The organism is Sphingomonas sp. MS122, from assembly GCF_049532975.1.
GTDB lineage: Bacteria > Pseudomonadota > Alphaproteobacteria > Sphingomonadales > Sphingomonadaceae > Sphingomonas.
Genome location: NZ_CP186695.1, coordinates 2,077,949 through 2,091,945, shown reverse-complemented (window position 1 = coordinate 2,091,945; position 13,997 = coordinate 2,077,949). Strand labels below are relative to the sequence as shown.

Below are 13,997 nucleotides of genomic sequence, written 5' to 3'. Positions count from 1 at the left end.
AATCGCATGTCATTGCTCCTGATGGTTGGGGATACCGGCAAGGGGCGCCGGCGTGGGTACGCAAATGCTCCTCGAGCAGAACGCGACCGCTGCATATCGGCCGGCACCGGTGGTCGTTTCGGAGCCGGGCCGATTTTTGCCCGAATTATGGCGTGCGGAATTTAGTCCGCCGCAACGCTGAACCTCAGTTCAACGGCAGGTGTCAGGCGTCGAGGACCTCGCGCACCTTCAACGCCAGCTGCCGCAGCGTGAACGGCTTCGCCAGGAAGGCAACGTCATGGTCGAGCATGCCGTTGTGCACGATCGCGTTGCGCGTGTAGCCGGTGGTGTAGAGCACCTTGAGGTCCGGCCGCTTCTCGCGCGCGCGATCGGCGAGGATGCGGCCGTTCATGTCGGGCATGACGATGTCGGTGAACAACAGGTCGATGCGCGGCTGGATCTCGAGCACGGTCAGCGCCTGGCTGGCATCGCTCGCCTGCACCACGACATAGCCCAGCTCGCGCAGCGCATCGACCGACATGTGCCGCACATTCTCTTCGTCCTCGACCACCAGGATGATCTCGTCGTCCCGGGCGCGCGGCAGATCGCTGGCGACCGCCTCGCCGCCCGCCAGCGCTTCGGCCTCGCCGAAATGGCGGGGGACGTAGAGCTTGACCGTCGTGCCGACATCGGGCTCCGAATAGATCTTCACATGCCCGCCCGACTGCTTGACGAAGCCGAACACCTGGCTGAGACCGAGGCCGGTGCCCTTGCCCACGCCCTTGGTCGTGTAGAAGGGATCGAACGCCCGCTCGATCACGTGCGGCGGCATGCCGGTGCCGGTATCGGTGACCGAAACCATGACATATTGTCCCGGCGTCACCTCGTCATGCGTGGCGGCATAGGCGTCGTCGAGATGGGTGTTGGCGGTCTCGATCGTCAGGCGGCCGCCGTCGGGCATCGCGTCGCGGCCGTTGACGCACAGGTTGAGCACCGCATTTTCGAGCTGCGCGCCGTCGATGAAGGCCGGCCACAGCCCCCCGGCGAGCACGGTCTCGATCCGGATATTCTCGCCGATCGTGCGGCGCAGCAACTCGGACATGCCGCCGACCAGCTTGTTCGCGTCGACCGCCCGCGGCGCGAGGGGCTGCTGGCGCGAGAAGGCGAGCAGACGCGCGGTGAGCTGGGCGGCGCGCTCGGCACCCTCCATGGCGTTGTCGATGCAGTCGAGCGCCTTGGCGCGGTCGCTGTCGAAGCGGCGCTTGGCCATGTCGAGGCTGCCGATGACGATCGCGAGCATGTTGTTGAAATCGTGCGCGACGCCGCCGGTGAGCTGGCCGATCGACTCCATCTTCTGCATCTGCCGCACCTGCGCCTCGGCGGCGGTGCGGTTCTCGATCGCTTCGGTGAGCTGTTTGTTCGCGGCGAGCAGCGCGTCCCCAGCGTCGAGCGCGGCGCGCGCGCGGCGGCGCGCATCGCGCGTCGCATAGACCGCGAGCGCGAAAACCGCGAGCGCGCTGAGGATGAGCCACGCCGTCAGCCAGGCCGAGCGGTTGCGCAGATCCTCGTCGCGCGCGGCGAGCAGGCGGTTCTCCTCCGCCTTCATTGCAGCCAGGGTCGCGCGGCAACGGTCCATCAGCGCCTTGCCAATGCCGGCGCGAACGGCTTCCGAGGCACGGTCGAACCGGTTCCGGCGCGCCAGGTCGAGCCCGACCGTCAGCCGGTCGATCCGCGCGGTGGCGCATTTGGTGAGCTCCGCAGCAGCCGCCGCCTGTGCGGGATGGCCGGCGACCAGCGCGCGCAACGCCGACAATTCGGCACCGATCCGGCGGCGGCCGTCGAAATAGGGCTGGAGGTAGATCGCGTCGCGCGTCACCAGATAGCCGCGCTGGCCGGTCTCGGCATCCTGCAGTCGGGAGAGGACCGAGCTCAGCTGGTCCTGCACCTTGAGCGTTTGGATGACGCGCTCCTGCGCCGCGCGCTGTGCGCCGAACAACAGCGCGGCGCCGAGCACCGCCGTCGCCACGATGGCGAAACCGATGATCAGCGCGATCAATCCGCGGTCGCGACGAGCGTCCCCCATGCGCTTGGGAATACGCGAAAAAAAAGGCGCGGCAAGATGCCGCGCCCGTTTGTTTCGTTACTGCGGCGGCAACCCTCAGTTGAGCCGCGAGAGGCCGGCGATGGTGGTGTCGACCAGCGCCTTGTCGGCGCCGGCATCGTGCTTCTGCGCGATGATCGACGCGGCCGCCTTGGCCGCCGCGTCGGCGGCACGCGCGCGGACCTGATCGAGCGCGGCACGCTCGGCCGCGGCGATCTTGTCCTCGGCCATCTTGCCGCGGCGCTTGACCAGCTCGTCGGCGTCCTTCTTGGCCTTGGCGACCAGCGCCTTCGCCTCTTCGTCGGCGTGCGCGACCATCTCGGCCGCCTGCGCCTCGACGCTGGCGATCTTACGCGCATATTCGTCGCGCAGCGCCTCGGCCTCGGCGCGCAGCGCCTTGGCCTCGTCGAGCCGCGCCTTGATCGCCGCGATCTGGTTGTCGAGGCCGCGGGTGATCAGGCCCGGGACCTTCTTCCACAGCAGGATCGCGATGAACGCCGCCATCGCGATCGACACCCACACCGTGGCATCGACGAAGCCGAAGCTCGCGGGCTCGGGATGGTGCGCGCCTTCCTCGGTGGTCAGCGCCTTGGCGCCGGCCTCGGGCGGCAGGGGCATGCCCTTGCCGTGCTCGGCCTGGCTCAGATTGTGCGCCACGGGATCCTCAGCCATTGATCGCCGCCTTCACTGCATTCTGCGCCTCGGCCGCGGTCACCTTCGCGCCGGAAACCTTGGCGACGATGTCCTGCGCCGCCTCGGCGGCGACCGCCTCGATCTCGCCCTGAGCGGCCTGCGCAGCGGCGGCGATGCGCGCCTCCGCCTCGGCGACCTTGGCGTCGATCTCGCCGCCCGCCTTGGCGAGCTGCTTCTCGGTCGCCGCGGCGGCCTTGCCGCGCGCCTCGGCGAGCTTCTTCTGCGCCGCCTCGCGCGCCGCATTCTCATGGCCGCGCCAGGTCTCCTCGGCGGCGTCGGCCGCAGCGCGCGCGGCCTCGGCGGCCTTGAGATCGTCGGCGACGGTCTGGTCGCGCTGATCCACGGTCGCCTGGACCTTCGGCGCCATGCCCCGGCCGATGAAGAAATAGACGAAGCCGAAGGTCAGCAGCAGCCAGAACAGCTGTGACGCCCAGGTCGCCGCAAGTTGCGAGATTTGAGGCATTTCAATCCAATCCGTTTGCGGGCGGGGTTCACGCCCCCGCCCGAATCCGGAGAATTACGCGACGAAGATCAGGATCATCGCCACGACGAACGCGAGCAGGCCGAGAAGCTCGGCGGCCGCGAAGCCGATGAACAGGCGGCCCTGCTGGCCATCGGCCGCACCCGGGTTGCGCAGCGCGCCCTCGAGGAACTGGCCGAAGACGGTGCCCACGCCGATCGCGGCCATGCCCGCGCCGATGGCGGCCAGGCCGGCGCCGATGAGCTTCGCCGCTTCCGGGCTGATCATGACGGTCGGTTCCATTTCAAAACTCCTGCTTCAGATATCGTTGGTTGGTACGAGTGAACTCAGTGCAGATGCTCGGCGTCGTGGATGTACAGCGACGTGAGCAGCGCAAAGACATAGGCCTGGATGCCGGCGACCAGCACTTCGAGCGCCGAGATGCCGACCATCAGCGCGAAGCTGGGGATGCCGACCACGCCGCCCCACAGCGGGCTGGCGGCGCCGGAATTGATCACGAAACCCGCCAGCACCTTGAGCAGGATATGCCCCGCGGTCATCGCGACGAACAGTCGCAGACCCAGCGAGAAGGGGCGGAACAGGAACGAGATCAGCTCGATCAGGAAGATCAGCGGGATCATCGGCACCGGCGTGCCGTGCGGCACGAACAGGCTGAAGAAGTGGAGGCCGTGCTTCCAGAAGCCGACGATCAGCACGATCGAGAAGCTCATGATCGCCAGCACGCCGGTGATCGTGAAGTGGCTGGTGAAGGTGAAGGGATGGACGCCGAAGATGCCGAGCGGCAGCAGGCCGAGCAGGTTGGCGAACAGGATGAACATGAACAGCGAGAAGATGTAGGGCAGGTATTTCCGCCCGCCCTTGCCGATATTCTCGTCGACCAGCTTGGCGATGAAGCCGGTGAAGTTCTCGACCAGCATCTGCCAGCGGCCGGGCACGACCGCCTGCTTCATCCCGCCGGCCATGAACACCCACAGCACGACGACCGTCACGAGCATCCACATCGCCGAGTTGGTGAAGGCGATCTGATGTCCCGCGATGTTGAAGCCGTCCCAGATCGTCTGCACCTCGAACTGGTGCATCGGGTCGATCTTGCCAGATTCCTCAGCCACGCTTGCGTCCCAAATTAACCGAAGCGCCCGAAAGTCACTTCGAGCGCTGGTTCGAAATCTTGATGATGTTCCTGAAGGCGGATGCGATTCCGAGGAACAACATCACCAGCAGGAGCCAGGGAGAGGTACCAAGCAGCCGATCGAGCAGCCACCCGATCAACGCTCCTCCCACCAGACCGCCGATCAGCAGGCTCAGGACTCGGTTTCCCAGGCGATAGCTTGCTTCGCCCTTGTCTTGCCCCTCGCCCCTGCGGATCGCCTCGTCGGATTGTGCTTGCGCCAGCCGCTCGTTGAGCGAGGTGATGCGCGCATCCTCCTTGAGGGGGTCCAGTCCGGGCTCGTTCTCTGCCATTTCGTCTCTCCCAAGGCCTTACACCGGGCGAAACGCATGTGCCGAGCGGCGAGCCCGCCAAGGCACGCGCGCTTTAGAAAGGGGGGTGCGCCGAGTCAACCGCGGCGCAACATCCTGTCAGCGCATCGCCCTTCCCTGCCGGCCGCGGCGCGGATAGGCTCGGCGCATGGGGGCAGCCGACAGCGAGGGAATCACCGACGGCACGGGCCATCGCGCCCGGCTGCGGCAGCGGCTGCTGGCCGATGGCGAGGGCCTGCTCGACCATGAGCTGGTCGAATATCTGCTCGCGCTCGCGATTCCCCGGCGCGACACCAAGCCGCTGGCCAAGGCGCTGCTGCACGAGTTCGGCGGAATCGCCGGGCTGCTCACCGCGGACGCCGAGGCGATCGCGCGCGTGCCCGGCATGGGCGAGACCTCGGTCGCCGCGCTCAAGATCGCGCATGCCGCCGCGCTCCGGCTGCTGCGCGGCGAGGTGGCGGCGCGGCCGGTGCTGGCCAATTGGCAGGCGCTGCTCGACTATCTCCGCGCCGACATGGCGCACCACGCGATCGAGCGCGTGCGCGTGCTCCACATGAACAGCCGCAACATGCTGATCCGGGACGAGCTGATGCATGAGGGCTCGGTCGACGAGGCGCCGGTCTATGTCCGCGAGGTGATCCGCCGCGCGATCGATCTGGGCTCCGCGGCGATCATCCTGGTCCACAATCACCCGAGCGGCGACCCCGCCCCGAGCCGCGCCGACATCGAGCTGACCCGCAACATCGTCGAGGCCGGCAAGCGGCTCGGCATCGCCGTGCACGACCACCTCATCATCGGCACCGAGGGCCATTCGAGCCTCAGGTCGATGGGCCTCATGTAGCCGAAAAGGTCACCGCCTCGACCTTGTTGCCGTCGGGATCGAACAGGAACGCGCCATAGTAATTGGCGTCATATTCGGGCCTCAGTCCCGGCGCGCCGGCGTCGCGGCCGCCATTGGCCAGCCCCTCGCGATGGAACGCGTCGACATCCGCCCGCGTCCGCGCCTCGAACGCGATGTGCGTGCCGTTGCCACCCGTCGCCGGCTCGCCGTCGAGCGGGCGCTCGACGCTGAACGCGAACACCCCCGAACCATAGTCGAGCGACTGCTCGTCCTCGCTGACCAGCCGGTAGCCGAGCAGCGGGATCACCGCCTGATAGAAGATGCGCGAACGTTCGAGGTCGCTGCCGCCGACCGAGACATGGTGGATCATGCTGGACTCCTCTCCCCTATGAAAACGGCCGCCGAACCACTTGGGTCCGGCGGCCGCGGGACGGGAGATGCGAGGAATCCCGTCCCGGAAAGCGCTTACGAAGCCGCCGGGGCGAGGAAGGTCTTGAGCTCCTCCTTGTTCACGCCGCCCGACTTGTCGGCATCCGCCGCGGCGAGCGCGCGAGTCAGCCATTCCTTGTCGGCGGCCGACTGGCCCTGGAACGCCGGCTCGCTGGCCGAGCGCAGCGCGACCATCCAGCTGTTGAACTCCTCGGCCTTCAGGCTGCCGTCGGCGTCCTTGTCATAGGTCGGGAAGCCCTGGTCGACGACCTGTGCGATCTGCGCGGCATTGGCCGGCTGCTGGCCCGATTGCGCGGGCTGCTCCGCGGTCTGCGCCGGCTGTTGCGCGGGAGCCGCTTCCTGCGGCTGCTGCGCGGTCTCAGCGGGCGCGGCGGGCGCGGTGGCTTCGGCCGGCGGCGTGGTCTCCGCAGGCGGCGTGGTCTGCTCCTGCGCCGGCGGAGCCGTTTCCTGCGCCGGGGCCTCCTGCGCAAGTACCGGTGCCGAAATCATCACTGCACTGGCAAGAAGAATGGATTTAAGCATCATTGATCTCCTAAGTTATTCTATCCGCTTGCTTGTTAGAGCAGATAGGATAGCTGGACTGAACTGCAACCAATCAACCCGTTGCATATTTATCACGTTCCATGACAAAATTTCTCATTCGTTCGACTTGTCAGCCCCGGAACTCGCTTCGTCTCGTCGACGTGGCAAATTCGCGATGAAGCGAGGCGATTGTTTTTGGCGCGCTCGCGTTTGCCGGGGCGGAACTGCTTTGCTAGGGGCGCCCGCGCAGCACGAAAGGCATTCCATGGTCCCCCGCTATTCCCGCCCCGCAATGACCGCGATCTGGTCGCCCGAGACTCGCTTCGGCATCTGGTTCGAGATCGAGGCGCATGCGACCGAGGCGCTGGCGGAGCTGGGCGTGGTGCCGAAGAGCGCGGCCAAGGCGCTGTGGGACTGGTGGGCGACCAAGCCGCAGATCGACGTCGCCGCGATCGACGCGATCGAAGCCGTCACCAAGCACGACGTGATCGCCTTCCTCACCTGGGTCGCCGAGAATGTCGGCGACGAGGCGCGCTTCATGCACCAGGGCATGACCAGCTCGGACGTGCTCGACACCTGCCTCGCGGTGCAGCTCGCGCGCGCGGCGGACATCTTGCTCGCCGACCTCGACCAGTTGCTCGAGGTGCTCAAGCGCCGCGCGTTCGAGCACAAGCTGACTCCGACGATCGGCCGCAGCCACGGCATCCATGCCGAACCGGTGACCTTCGGCCTCAAGATGGCGGAAGCCTATGCCGAGTTCGCCCGCAACAAGGCGCGCCTCCAGGCGGCGCGCGCCGACATCGCCACTTGCGCCATCTCGGGCGCGGTCGGCACCTTCGCCAATATCGATCCGCGCGTCGAAGCGCATGTCGCCGCCAAGCTCGGCCTCGCCGTCGAGCCGGTCTCGACTCAAGTCATCCCGCGCGACCGCCACGCGATGTTCTTCGCGACGCTCGGCGTGATCGCCAGCTCGATCGAGCGCCTCGCGGTCGAGATCCGCCACCTCCAGCGCACCGAGGTGCTCGAGGCCGAGGAATATTTCTCGCCCGGCCAGAAGGGCTCGTCGGCGATGCCGCACAAGCGCAACCCGGTGCTGACCGAGAACCTCACCGGTCTCGCCCGCATGGTGCGCAGCGCCACGATCCCCGCGATGGAGAATGTCGCGCTGTGGCACGAGCGCGACATCTCGCACTCCTCGGTCGAGCGTTACATCGGCCCCGACGCGACGATCACGCTCGACTTCGCGCTCGCGCGCCTCACCGGCGTGATCGACAAGCTGCTCGTCTATCCCGCGCGGATGCAGAAGAATCTCGACCGCATGGGCGGTCTCGTCCATTCGCAGCGCGTGCTGCTCGCACTGACCCAGGCCGGCGTGTCGCGCGAGGACAGCTATCGCCTGGTCCAGCGCAACGCGATGAAGGTGTGGGAGAGCGACGGCGAGCTGTCGCTGCTCGAGCTGCTCAAGGCCGACCCTGAGGTCACCGCGGCGCTCTCCCCGGCCGAGATCGAGGAAAAGTTCGACCTCGATTATCACTTCCGCCAGGTCGACACGATCTTCGACCGCGTGTTCGGGGCCTGACGCGACAGAGATTGACGCGAACTCCAGTTGCTGTGACAGTTTCGTAACACGGCAGGAGTGGGCACATGGCGAAGGACAAGAAGAACAAGGCGGCAAAGCCGAAGAACGCGAAGAAGGATCCGGCTGCGAAGTTCGCCAAGGAGATCGGCAAGCAGGCCGACAAGTTCGTCGAGATGGCCCGGCACCCGTTCATCGCCGACATCGTCTCCGCCGGCCTCGCAGCGCTCGCCGTGAATGTCGGCAAGGCAGCCAGCAAGTCGAGCGAGGCCAAGCCCGCGGGCAAGAAGGGCGATATCGGCGAAAGCGCCAAGATGCTCGCCACCGCGCTGGCGGCCAAGGCGGCCGAGCGCGTGTCGAGCCGGTTGTTCGACCCCGCCCCCACGGCGCCTGAAGCACCCGCCGCGCCGCCTGCACCGGCCAAGCCCGCCGCCAGGAAGCCGGCGGCGAAGAAGGCTCCGGCGAAACCCGCGACCAAGGCCACTGCGGCCAAGCCGCGCACCGCCGCCAAGCCCAAGGCTGCGCCGGCCAAGGCTTCGGCAACCAAGGCTCCGGCCGCGAAACCCGCTGCCGCCAAGCCCGCGGCCACCAAGACCGCTGCCAAGCCTGCGGCGGCGGCCAAGCCCAAGGCGCCGGCCGCGCGCAAGCCTGCGGCGAAACCCGCCGCCCGCAAGCCGGCAGCGCGCAAGCCGGCGGCCAAGCCGGCCTCCTGATCGTGCAGCGATGAGCGCGGTCGAGATCATCGGCCTCGCCGCCAGCGTCAGTCTGCTCGCGGGCTGGCGGCTCTATCTCTGCGTCTTCGCAGTCGGCCTCGCCATGTACACCGGCTGGGTCGACCTGCCCGACAAGTTGCACATGCTCGACGTCCTCGCCAATCCCTGGGTGATCGGCATCGCAGGATTCGGCGCGGTCGCGGAGTTCTTCGCCGACAAGGTGATGTGGCTCGATTCGGCGTGGGACGCGGTGCACACGCTGATCCGCCCGCTCGGCGGGGCGCTGCTCGCGCTCGCCATCGTGGATCCCTCCGATCCGGCGTGGCAAGTGGCGGCGCTGCTGCTCGGCGGCGGCGCCTCGCTGCTCACCCACGGCGCCAAGGCGAGCACGCGCGCGGTCGTCAACACCAGCCCCGAGCCGGTGAGCAACGCGGTGGTCTCGACCGGCGAGGATATCGTCACCGGCGGGCTGCTGTTCCTCGCGCTGTCCAACCCGATCGCGGCGGTGGTGATTGCGGTGCTGATCCTCGCCGCGACGATCGCCGCGCTCGTGCTGCTGCGGCGATTGCTGCGGAAATTGCTGAACCGCGAGCGGCACGCGCCCGACCCGTCACCCCGGGCTTGACCCAGGGCCGAGCTTCCTTTCCGTCACCGCCCGAAGAAGCCCGGCCCCGGCTCAAGGCCGGGATGACGGTGGAGATTCGAACACCTCATCCAGAAACGCGCGCATCGCCTGCCAGCTGCGCCGGTCCGCGCTCGCGTCATATCCGAACCCAGGTCGCGCCGATCCCCTCATGCTCTTGTCGGTAAAGCCATGCCCGGCATGGCCATAGCAGTGCAGCTGCCAGTCCGCGCCTGCCTCGGTCAGCTCGGCCGCGAGCGCGGTCACCGCTTCGGGCGGCGCGAGCGGGTCGTTCCACCCGTGGCAGATCAGCAGCTTCGCCGCGATCGGCTTGGGATAGTCATAGCCCGGCGCGTCGAAGATGCCGTGGAACGCCACCACGCCCAGCACCCCGCCGGCCCGCGCAAGATCGATCACCGACTTGCCGCCGAAACAGAAGCCGATCGCCGCCGTCCGTGATGCGTCGACCTCCGGCAGCGCCTTCAGCGCGGCGACGCTCGCGTGCAGCCGGTCGCGCAGCAGTACGCGGTCGGCATTGAGCTGGTTCATATACACCGCCGGATCGGGCGATTCGCGCGTGGTGCGCTTGCCCTGGCCATAGGTGTCGGCGACGAACCCGACATAGCCCAGCCCGGCCAGCCGCTCGGCGATCACCCGGTCCTGCTCCTTCTCGCCGAGCACGTTGGGGACGATCATCACGCCGGGCCGCGGTCCCTCCCACGCGGTATCGAACGCCGCCACGCCCTCGAACGGGCCGCCCGGCCCGTCATACAGTATGGTTCGCCTTTCGATCGCCATGACCATCCTCCGTTGCCCTGCCGTGCGCATCCGCTAAGGACGCGGGCGAATTCCCGCAAGGAGAAGCCCATGCCCACGCTCGTCCTGATCCGCCACGGCCAGTCCGCCTGGAATTTGGAGAACCGCTTCACCGGCTGGTGGGACGTCGATCTGACCGAGCAGGGCGTCAGCGAGGCCTGGGCGGCGGGCGAGCTGATGAAGGAGAAGGGCCTCGACTTCGACTTGACCTTTACCAGCTTTCAGAGCCGCGCAATCAAGACGCTCAACCTCGCGCTCGAGGCGATGGGCCGGCTGTGGCTGCCGACCGAGAAGAGCTGGAAGCTCAACGAGCGCCACTATGGCGGCCTCACCGGTCTCAACAAGGCCGAGACCGCGGCGCTCCACGGCGACGACCAGGTCAAATTGTGGCGGCGCAGCTTCGACATCCCGCCGCCGCTGCCCGAGGAGGGCTCGCCCTGGGACCTCGCGCAGGACCTGCGCTACAAGGGCATCCCGATCCCGCAGACCGAGAGCCTCAAGGACACCATCGCCCGCGTCCTGCCCTATTGGGACGAGCGCATCGCCCCTGAGCTCAAGGCCGGCAAGCGCGTGCTGATCGCGGCCCACGGCAACTCGCTGCGCGCGCTGGTCAAGCACCTCTCGGGCATCTCCGACGCCGACATCACCGGGCTCGAAATTCCGACCGGCCAGCCGATCGTCTACGAACTTGCCGACGACCTGACGCCGACCGACCGCTATTATCTCAACGAGCGCTGAGCCTCAGGTTTCGTAGGCGGGTTCGGTCCGGCCGGGCATCATGCTCGGCGCCGGACCGGTCGCGGGCCGCAGCCCTTCGCGCTCGCTCGCCGGCACCGGAGCGGTCGGATCGGGCCTGAACGCTTCGGGCGCACGGTCCTCAGGACCCGGATGCGGCTGGTCGAGTGCCAGATCGGGCGCCTCGTGCTCGGCGTTTCTCGGCCCGCGCAGCCGCATCGCGGCATAGCCGATCACCGCCGCGCCCGCCGCGATCGCCGCCGCGCCGATCGAGATCGCGGCGATGCCCGGCCCGTCCGAGCGGTTCGCCTTGGACTTCTTCTGCTTTTTCTTGGCCATGGGTGCCTCGCCTCACGTCAGGGATTTCCCCGACAACGGGCGAGGCACCCGTGCCGTTCCGCCTCAGCTGAGCGTGTGAGTCAGCGTGATCTCGGCATTGAGCACCTTCGAGACCGGGCAATTGGCTTCGGCCTCCTTCGCCAGCTTCTCGAACTCGGCCGGGTCGATGCCGGGAACCGAGGCGGTGAGGGTGAGATCCGAGCGCGTGATCGCAAAGCCGCCGTCCTTCTGCTCGAGCTTGATCGCCGCCTTGGTCTCGAGCGTGCCGTCCGAATAGCCCGCGCGCGCCAGCGCGAAGCTCAGCGCCATGGTGAAGCAGCCGGCATGCGCCGCGGCGATCAGCTCCTCGGGATTGGTGCCCGGCTCTTCCTCGAAGCGGGTATTGAAGGCGTAATATTGGTCGGTCAGCACGCCCGACTGGGTGGTGATCGCGCCCTTCCCTTCCTTGCCGAAGCCGGAATAGCGGGCGGTGGCGGTACGCGTGGTCATTGGCGTTCTCCTGATGGGAATGGGGTGAGTCGGTTGCGCAACCCCTATGTAGCGCAAGGGCCCCGCCTTTGCGCCGCGCGGATTACCGATTAGAGAAATCGAAATCGCATGAAGAACCCCGACGTCCTCTCCCGCCCCTTCTTCGAGCAGAAGAGCCGCGCCTTCTGGCTGCTGCAGGGCGCCGGCTGGGGCGGCTATCTGATACTGCGCGCCGTCTCGAATACCTCGATCAACGCATTCAGTTTCCAGGACATCATCCGTGTCACGATCGAATCGATCGTGGGCTATTGCCTGACGCTGCTGCTTTCCGCGCTCTACGGCTATTTCCGCCGCCTGCCGCGCATCACCGGGATCCTCGCGACGATTGCGACGCTCGCCGCGGCGACGCTGATCTACGCCGTGCTCAACGCCTTCACTGTCTCGGTGATGCGCGGCGAGCCGGGGATCGAGATTCCGCTGGTGCTGGGCAGCCTGTTCCTGAACTTCATCGTCATCGCCGGCTGGTCGGCGCTCTACTTCGGCATCAACTTCTACCTGATCGTCGAGGACCAGATCGACCAGATGCAGGCGCTGGAGAGCCAGGCCAGCTCGGCGCAACTCGCGATGCTGCGCTACCAGCTCAACCCGCATTTCCTGTTCAACACGCTCAACTCGATCTCGACGCTGGTGCTCTTGAAGCAGACCGACCGCGCCAACGCGATGCTCGCCCGCCTCTCCAACTTCCTGCGCTACACGCTGGCCAACGAGCCGACCGCGCACGTCACGCTGGCGCAGGAGGTGGAGACGCTGAAGCTCTATCTCGAGATCGAGAAGATGCGCTTCGACGAGCGGCTGAAGCCGGTGTTCGACATCGATCCGCGCACGGTCAAGGCGCGCCTGCCCTCGCTGCTGCTCCAGCCGCTGGTCGAGAACGCGATCAAATACGCCGTCACGCCGCAGGAGGAAGGCGCCGAAATCTGCGTCGTCGCTCGGCTCACCGGCGATCGGGTGCAGATCACCGTATCGGACACCGGGCCGGGATTGATCGAGGGCAAGAACCGGCCAAGCCTTTCAACCGGGGTCGGGCTCACCAATATAAGGGAACGTCTGGCGCAGGCTTTCGGGCCGGATCATCGTTTCGAAGCGCGCTCGGACCCCGGACGGGGGTTTCGCGTGGAGATCGAAATTCCGTTCCAGATCGAGGAGCAGACGCGGGAAGCAGCCTGATCGGAACCATGCCGTAACGAGCTCGTTAGGCAGGGGAAGACAGGCATCAAAGGCAGGGGATAGTGTGGCAGCGCGCCGGGGGCATCGGCGCGGCGCCGGATGAGAGTAAGAGGAATCATGACGATCCGCACCATCCTGGTCGATGACGAACCCTTGGCCATCCAGGGCCTCGAGCTGCGGCTCCAGGCGCATGACGACGTCGAGATCATCGACAAGTGCCAGAACGGCCGCGAGGCGATCCGCTCGATCAAGACCCACAAGCCCGACCTCGTCTTCCTCGACATCCAGATGCCCGGCTTCGACGGCTTCTCGGTCGTCCAGGGCCTGATGGAGGTCGAGCCGCCGCTGTTCGTATTCGTCACCGCCTATTCGGACCACGCGATCCGCGCGTTCGAGGCGAATGCGATGGACTATCTGATGAAGCCGGTCGACGAGGCGCGGCTCGCCGACACGCTCGAGCGCGTGCGCCAGCGCCTGACCGAGAAGCGCGGCGTCGAGGAAGTCGAGAAGCTCAAGGAAGTGCTCGCCGAGGTCGCGCCCGAAGCCGCCGAGGAGCTCGCCACCGACAGCGGCGAGGTCGCGTCGAGCCGCTACGAGAAGCTCATCAACATCAAGGACCGCGGCCAGATCTTCCGCGTCGACGTCGACACGATCGAGGTGGTCGAGGCCGCCGGCGACTACATGTGCATCAAGACCGCGGACAACACGCTCGTCCTGCGCGAGACGATGAAGGACCTCGAGAAGCGCCTCGACCCGCGCCGCTTCCAGCGCGTCCACCGCTCGACCATCGTCAACCTCGATCAGGTCAAGCAGGTCAAGCCGCACACCAATGGCGAATGCTTCCTGATCCTCGATTCGGGATCGCAGGTGAAGGTCAGCCGCTCCTATCGCGACGTGGTGGCGCGCTTCGTCCACTGAGGACGGATCTCTAGGTCGGCCCCTCTTAATTCCTCCC

At 67.1% G+C, this 13,997-nt stretch carries 18 protein-coding genes; 7 read left to right on the top strand and 11 right to left on the bottom strand.

The features are described 5' to 3' along the window. Positions 1 to 202: 202 nt before the first annotated feature. From ACO227_RS09970 to ACO227_RS09945, 6 genes are all read right to left on the bottom strand, one after another. Entirely contained in the window at positions 203 to 2,062 is a 1,860-nt protein-coding gene (locus ACO227_RS09970) for a CHASE3 domain-containing protein (RefSeq protein WP_423601690.1), read from the bottom strand. A gap of 75 nt (positions 2,063 to 2,137) precedes the next feature. Next, the gene (locus tag ACO227_RS09965; RefSeq protein ID WP_423601689.1) at positions 2,138 to 2,752 is read right to left on the bottom strand and encodes a F0F1 ATP synthase subunit B; all 615 of its coding nucleotides are present in this window, start codon (positions 2,750 to 2,752) and stop codon (positions 2,138 to 2,140) included. Next, entirely contained in the window at positions 2,745 to 3,236 is a 492-nt protein-coding gene (locus ACO227_RS09960) for an ATPase (RefSeq protein WP_423601688.1), read from the bottom strand. Before ACO227_RS09960 ends, ACO227_RS09965 begins: the two co-directional genes overlap by 8 nt. 54 nt (positions 3,237 to 3,290) lie before the next feature. Next, positions 3,291 to 3,518: a F0F1 ATP synthase subunit C gene (locus ACO227_RS09955; protein WP_265118568.1), complete on the bottom strand. Its 228-nt coding sequence runs from the start codon at positions 3,516 to 3,518 to the stop codon at positions 3,291 to 3,293. 62 nt (positions 3,519 to 3,580) lie between these two features. Continuing rightward, the gene (locus tag ACO227_RS09950; RefSeq protein WP_423601687.1) at positions 3,581 to 4,363 is read right to left on the bottom strand and encodes a F0F1 ATP synthase subunit A; all 783 of its coding nucleotides are present in this window, start codon (positions 4,361 to 4,363) and stop codon (positions 3,581 to 3,583) included. A 34-nt stretch (positions 4,364 to 4,397) separates the two neighbouring features. Further along, positions 4,398 to 4,715: an AtpZ/AtpI family protein gene (locus ACO227_RS09945; protein WP_423601686.1), complete on the bottom strand. Its 318-nt coding sequence runs from the start codon at positions 4,713 to 4,715 to the stop codon at positions 4,398 to 4,400. A 166-nt stretch (positions 4,716 to 4,881) separates the two neighbouring features. On the opposite strand from ACO227_RS09945, the gene radC reads away from it, so the two are divergent. Then, positions 4,882 to 5,574 (top strand): RadC family protein, encoded by a 693-nt coding sequence (gene radC, locus ACO227_RS09940; protein WP_423601685.1) that lies wholly within the window; start codon positions 4,882 to 4,884, stop codon positions 5,572 to 5,574. Here radC and ACO227_RS09935 read toward each other — a convergent pair. Further along, a complete protein-coding gene (locus ACO227_RS09935) occupies positions 5,567 to 5,944 on the bottom strand; it encodes a VOC family protein (RefSeq protein ID WP_423601684.1) in 378 nt (125 codons plus the stop codon). The two genes, radC and ACO227_RS09935, sit on opposite strands and share 8 nt — an antisense overlap. Positions 5,945 to 6,039: 95 nt before the next feature. Beyond that, the gene (locus ACO227_RS09930) at positions 6,040 to 6,513 is read right to left on the bottom strand and encodes an EF-hand domain-containing protein (RefSeq protein ID WP_423601683.1); all 474 of its coding nucleotides are present in this window, start codon (positions 6,511 to 6,513) and stop codon (positions 6,040 to 6,042) included. A gap of 298 nt (positions 6,514 to 6,811) precedes the next feature. On the opposite strand from ACO227_RS09930, the gene purB reads away from it, so the two are divergent. The 3 genes from purB to ACO227_RS09915 all read left to right on the top strand — a co-directional run bounded on the left by purB (position 6,812) and on the right by ACO227_RS09915 (position 9,460). Beyond that, positions 6,812 to 8,125 (top strand): adenylosuccinate lyase, encoded by a 1,314-nt coding sequence (purB, locus tag ACO227_RS09925; RefSeq protein WP_423601682.1) that lies wholly within the window; start codon positions 6,812 to 6,814, stop codon positions 8,123 to 8,125. 65 nt (positions 8,126 to 8,190) lie between these two features. After that, complete coding sequence (locus ACO227_RS09920) at positions 8,191 to 8,835, top strand: hypothetical protein (protein WP_423601681.1); 645 nt, start codon at positions 8,191 to 8,193, stop codon at positions 8,833 to 8,835. A 10-nt stretch (positions 8,836 to 8,845) separates the two neighbouring features. After that, on the top strand, positions 8,846 to 9,460 hold the full coding sequence (locus tag ACO227_RS09915) for a DUF4126 domain-containing protein (protein WP_423601680.1): 615 nt from the start codon (positions 8,846 to 8,848) through the stop codon (positions 9,458 to 9,460). A 51-nt stretch (positions 9,461 to 9,511) separates the two neighbouring features. On the opposite strand, the gene ACO227_RS09910 is transcribed toward ACO227_RS09915, so the two are convergent. After that, positions 9,512 to 10,255, bottom strand: coding sequence for a dienelactone hydrolase family protein (locus tag ACO227_RS09910; RefSeq protein ID WP_423601679.1), 744 nt, complete (start codon positions 10,253 to 10,255; stop codon positions 9,512 to 9,514). Positions 10,256 to 10,324: 69 nt separating this feature from the next. Between ACO227_RS09910 and gpmA the strand changes: the two genes are divergently transcribed. Beyond that, on the top strand, positions 10,325 to 11,011 hold the full coding sequence (gpmA, locus tag ACO227_RS09905) for a 2,3-diphosphoglycerate-dependent phosphoglycerate mutase (protein ID WP_423601678.1): 687 nt from the start codon (positions 10,325 to 10,327) through the stop codon (positions 11,009 to 11,011). 3 nt (positions 11,012 to 11,014) lie between these two features. Here the strand turns inward: gpmA and ACO227_RS09900 are convergent, their stop codons facing one another. Together ACO227_RS09900 and ACO227_RS09895 are read right to left on the bottom strand one after the other, a co-directional pair. After that, entirely contained in the window at positions 11,015 to 11,347 is a 333-nt protein-coding gene (locus ACO227_RS09900; RefSeq protein WP_423601677.1) for a hypothetical protein, read from the bottom strand. Between the two features lie 63 nt (positions 11,348 to 11,410). Beyond that, positions 11,411 to 11,836 (bottom strand): OsmC family protein, encoded by a 426-nt coding sequence (locus ACO227_RS09895; RefSeq protein ID WP_423601676.1) that lies wholly within the window; start codon positions 11,834 to 11,836, stop codon positions 11,411 to 11,413. Between the two features lie 108 nt (positions 11,837 to 11,944). Here ACO227_RS09895 and ACO227_RS09890 point away from each other — a divergent pair, with 108 nt between their 5' ends. Beyond that, positions 11,945 to 13,042, top strand: a complete 1,098-nt coding sequence (locus tag ACO227_RS09890) for a sensor histidine kinase (protein ID WP_423601675.1) — start codon at positions 11,945 to 11,947, stop codon at positions 13,040 to 13,042. 117 nt (positions 13,043 to 13,159) lie between these two features. Further along, entirely contained in the window at positions 13,160 to 13,960 is an 801-nt protein-coding gene (locus ACO227_RS09885) for a LytR/AlgR family response regulator transcription factor (RefSeq protein ID WP_423601674.1), read from the top strand. The last annotated feature ends 37 nt before the right edge of the window (positions 13,961 to 13,997 follow it).

Bases quoted from the DNA above. Each gene is read 5' to 3' on its own strand.
- ACO227_RS09920 (WP_423601681.1), top strand. From the start codon at position 8,191: ATGGCGAAGGACAAGAAGAACAAGGCGGCAAAGCCGAAGAACGCGAAG.
- ACO227_RS09900 (WP_423601677.1), bottom strand. From the start codon at position 11,347: ATGGCCAAGAAAAAGCAGAAGAAGTCCAAGGCGAACCGCTCGGACGGG.
- ACO227_RS09965 (WP_423601689.1), bottom strand. From the start codon at position 2,752: ATGGCTGAGGATCCCGTGGCGCACAATCTGAGCCAGGCCGAGCACGGC.
- ACO227_RS09895 (WP_423601676.1), bottom strand. From the start codon at position 11,836: ATGACCACGCGTACCGCCACCGCCCGCTATTCCGGCTTCGGCAAGGAA.
- ACO227_RS09945 (WP_423601686.1), bottom strand. From the start codon at position 4,715: ATGGCAGAGAACGAGCCCGGACTGGACCCCCTCAAGGAGGATGCGCGC.
- ACO227_RS09960 (WP_423601688.1), bottom strand. From the start codon at position 3,236: ATGCCTCAAATCTCGCAACTTGCGGCGACCTGGGCGTCACAGCTGTTC.
- ACO227_RS09910 (WP_423601679.1), bottom strand. From the start codon at position 10,255: ATGGCGATCGAAAGGCGAACCATACTGTATGACGGGCCGGGCGGCCCG.
- purB (WP_423601682.1), top strand. From the start codon at position 6,812: ATGGTCCCCCGCTATTCCCGCCCCGCAATGACCGCGATCTGGTCGCCC.
- ACO227_RS09930 (WP_423601683.1), bottom strand. From the start codon at position 6,513: ATGATTTCGGCACCGGTACTTGCGCAGGAGGCCCCGGCGCAGGAAACG.
- gpmA (WP_423601678.1), top strand. From the start codon at position 10,325: ATGCCCACGCTCGTCCTGATCCGCCACGGCCAGTCCGCCTGGAATTTG.
- ACO227_RS09915 (WP_423601680.1), top strand. From the start codon at position 8,846: ATGAGCGCGGTCGAGATCATCGGCCTCGCCGCCAGCGTCAGTCTGCTC.
- ACO227_RS09890 (WP_423601675.1), top strand. From the start codon at position 11,945: ATGAAGAACCCCGACGTCCTCTCCCGCCCCTTCTTCGAGCAGAAGAGC.
- ACO227_RS09885 (WP_423601674.1), top strand. From the start codon at position 13,160: ATGACGATCCGCACCATCCTGGTCGATGACGAACCCTTGGCCATCCAG.
- ACO227_RS09970 (WP_423601690.1), bottom strand. From the start codon at position 2,062: ATGGGGGACGCTCGTCGCGACCGCGGATTGATCGCGCTGATCATCGGT.
- ACO227_RS09935 (WP_423601684.1), bottom strand. From the start codon at position 5,944: ATGATCCACCATGTCTCGGTCGGCGGCAGCGACCTCGAACGTTCGCGC.
- radC (WP_423601685.1), top strand. From the start codon at position 4,882: ATGGGGGCAGCCGACAGCGAGGGAATCACCGACGGCACGGGCCATCGC.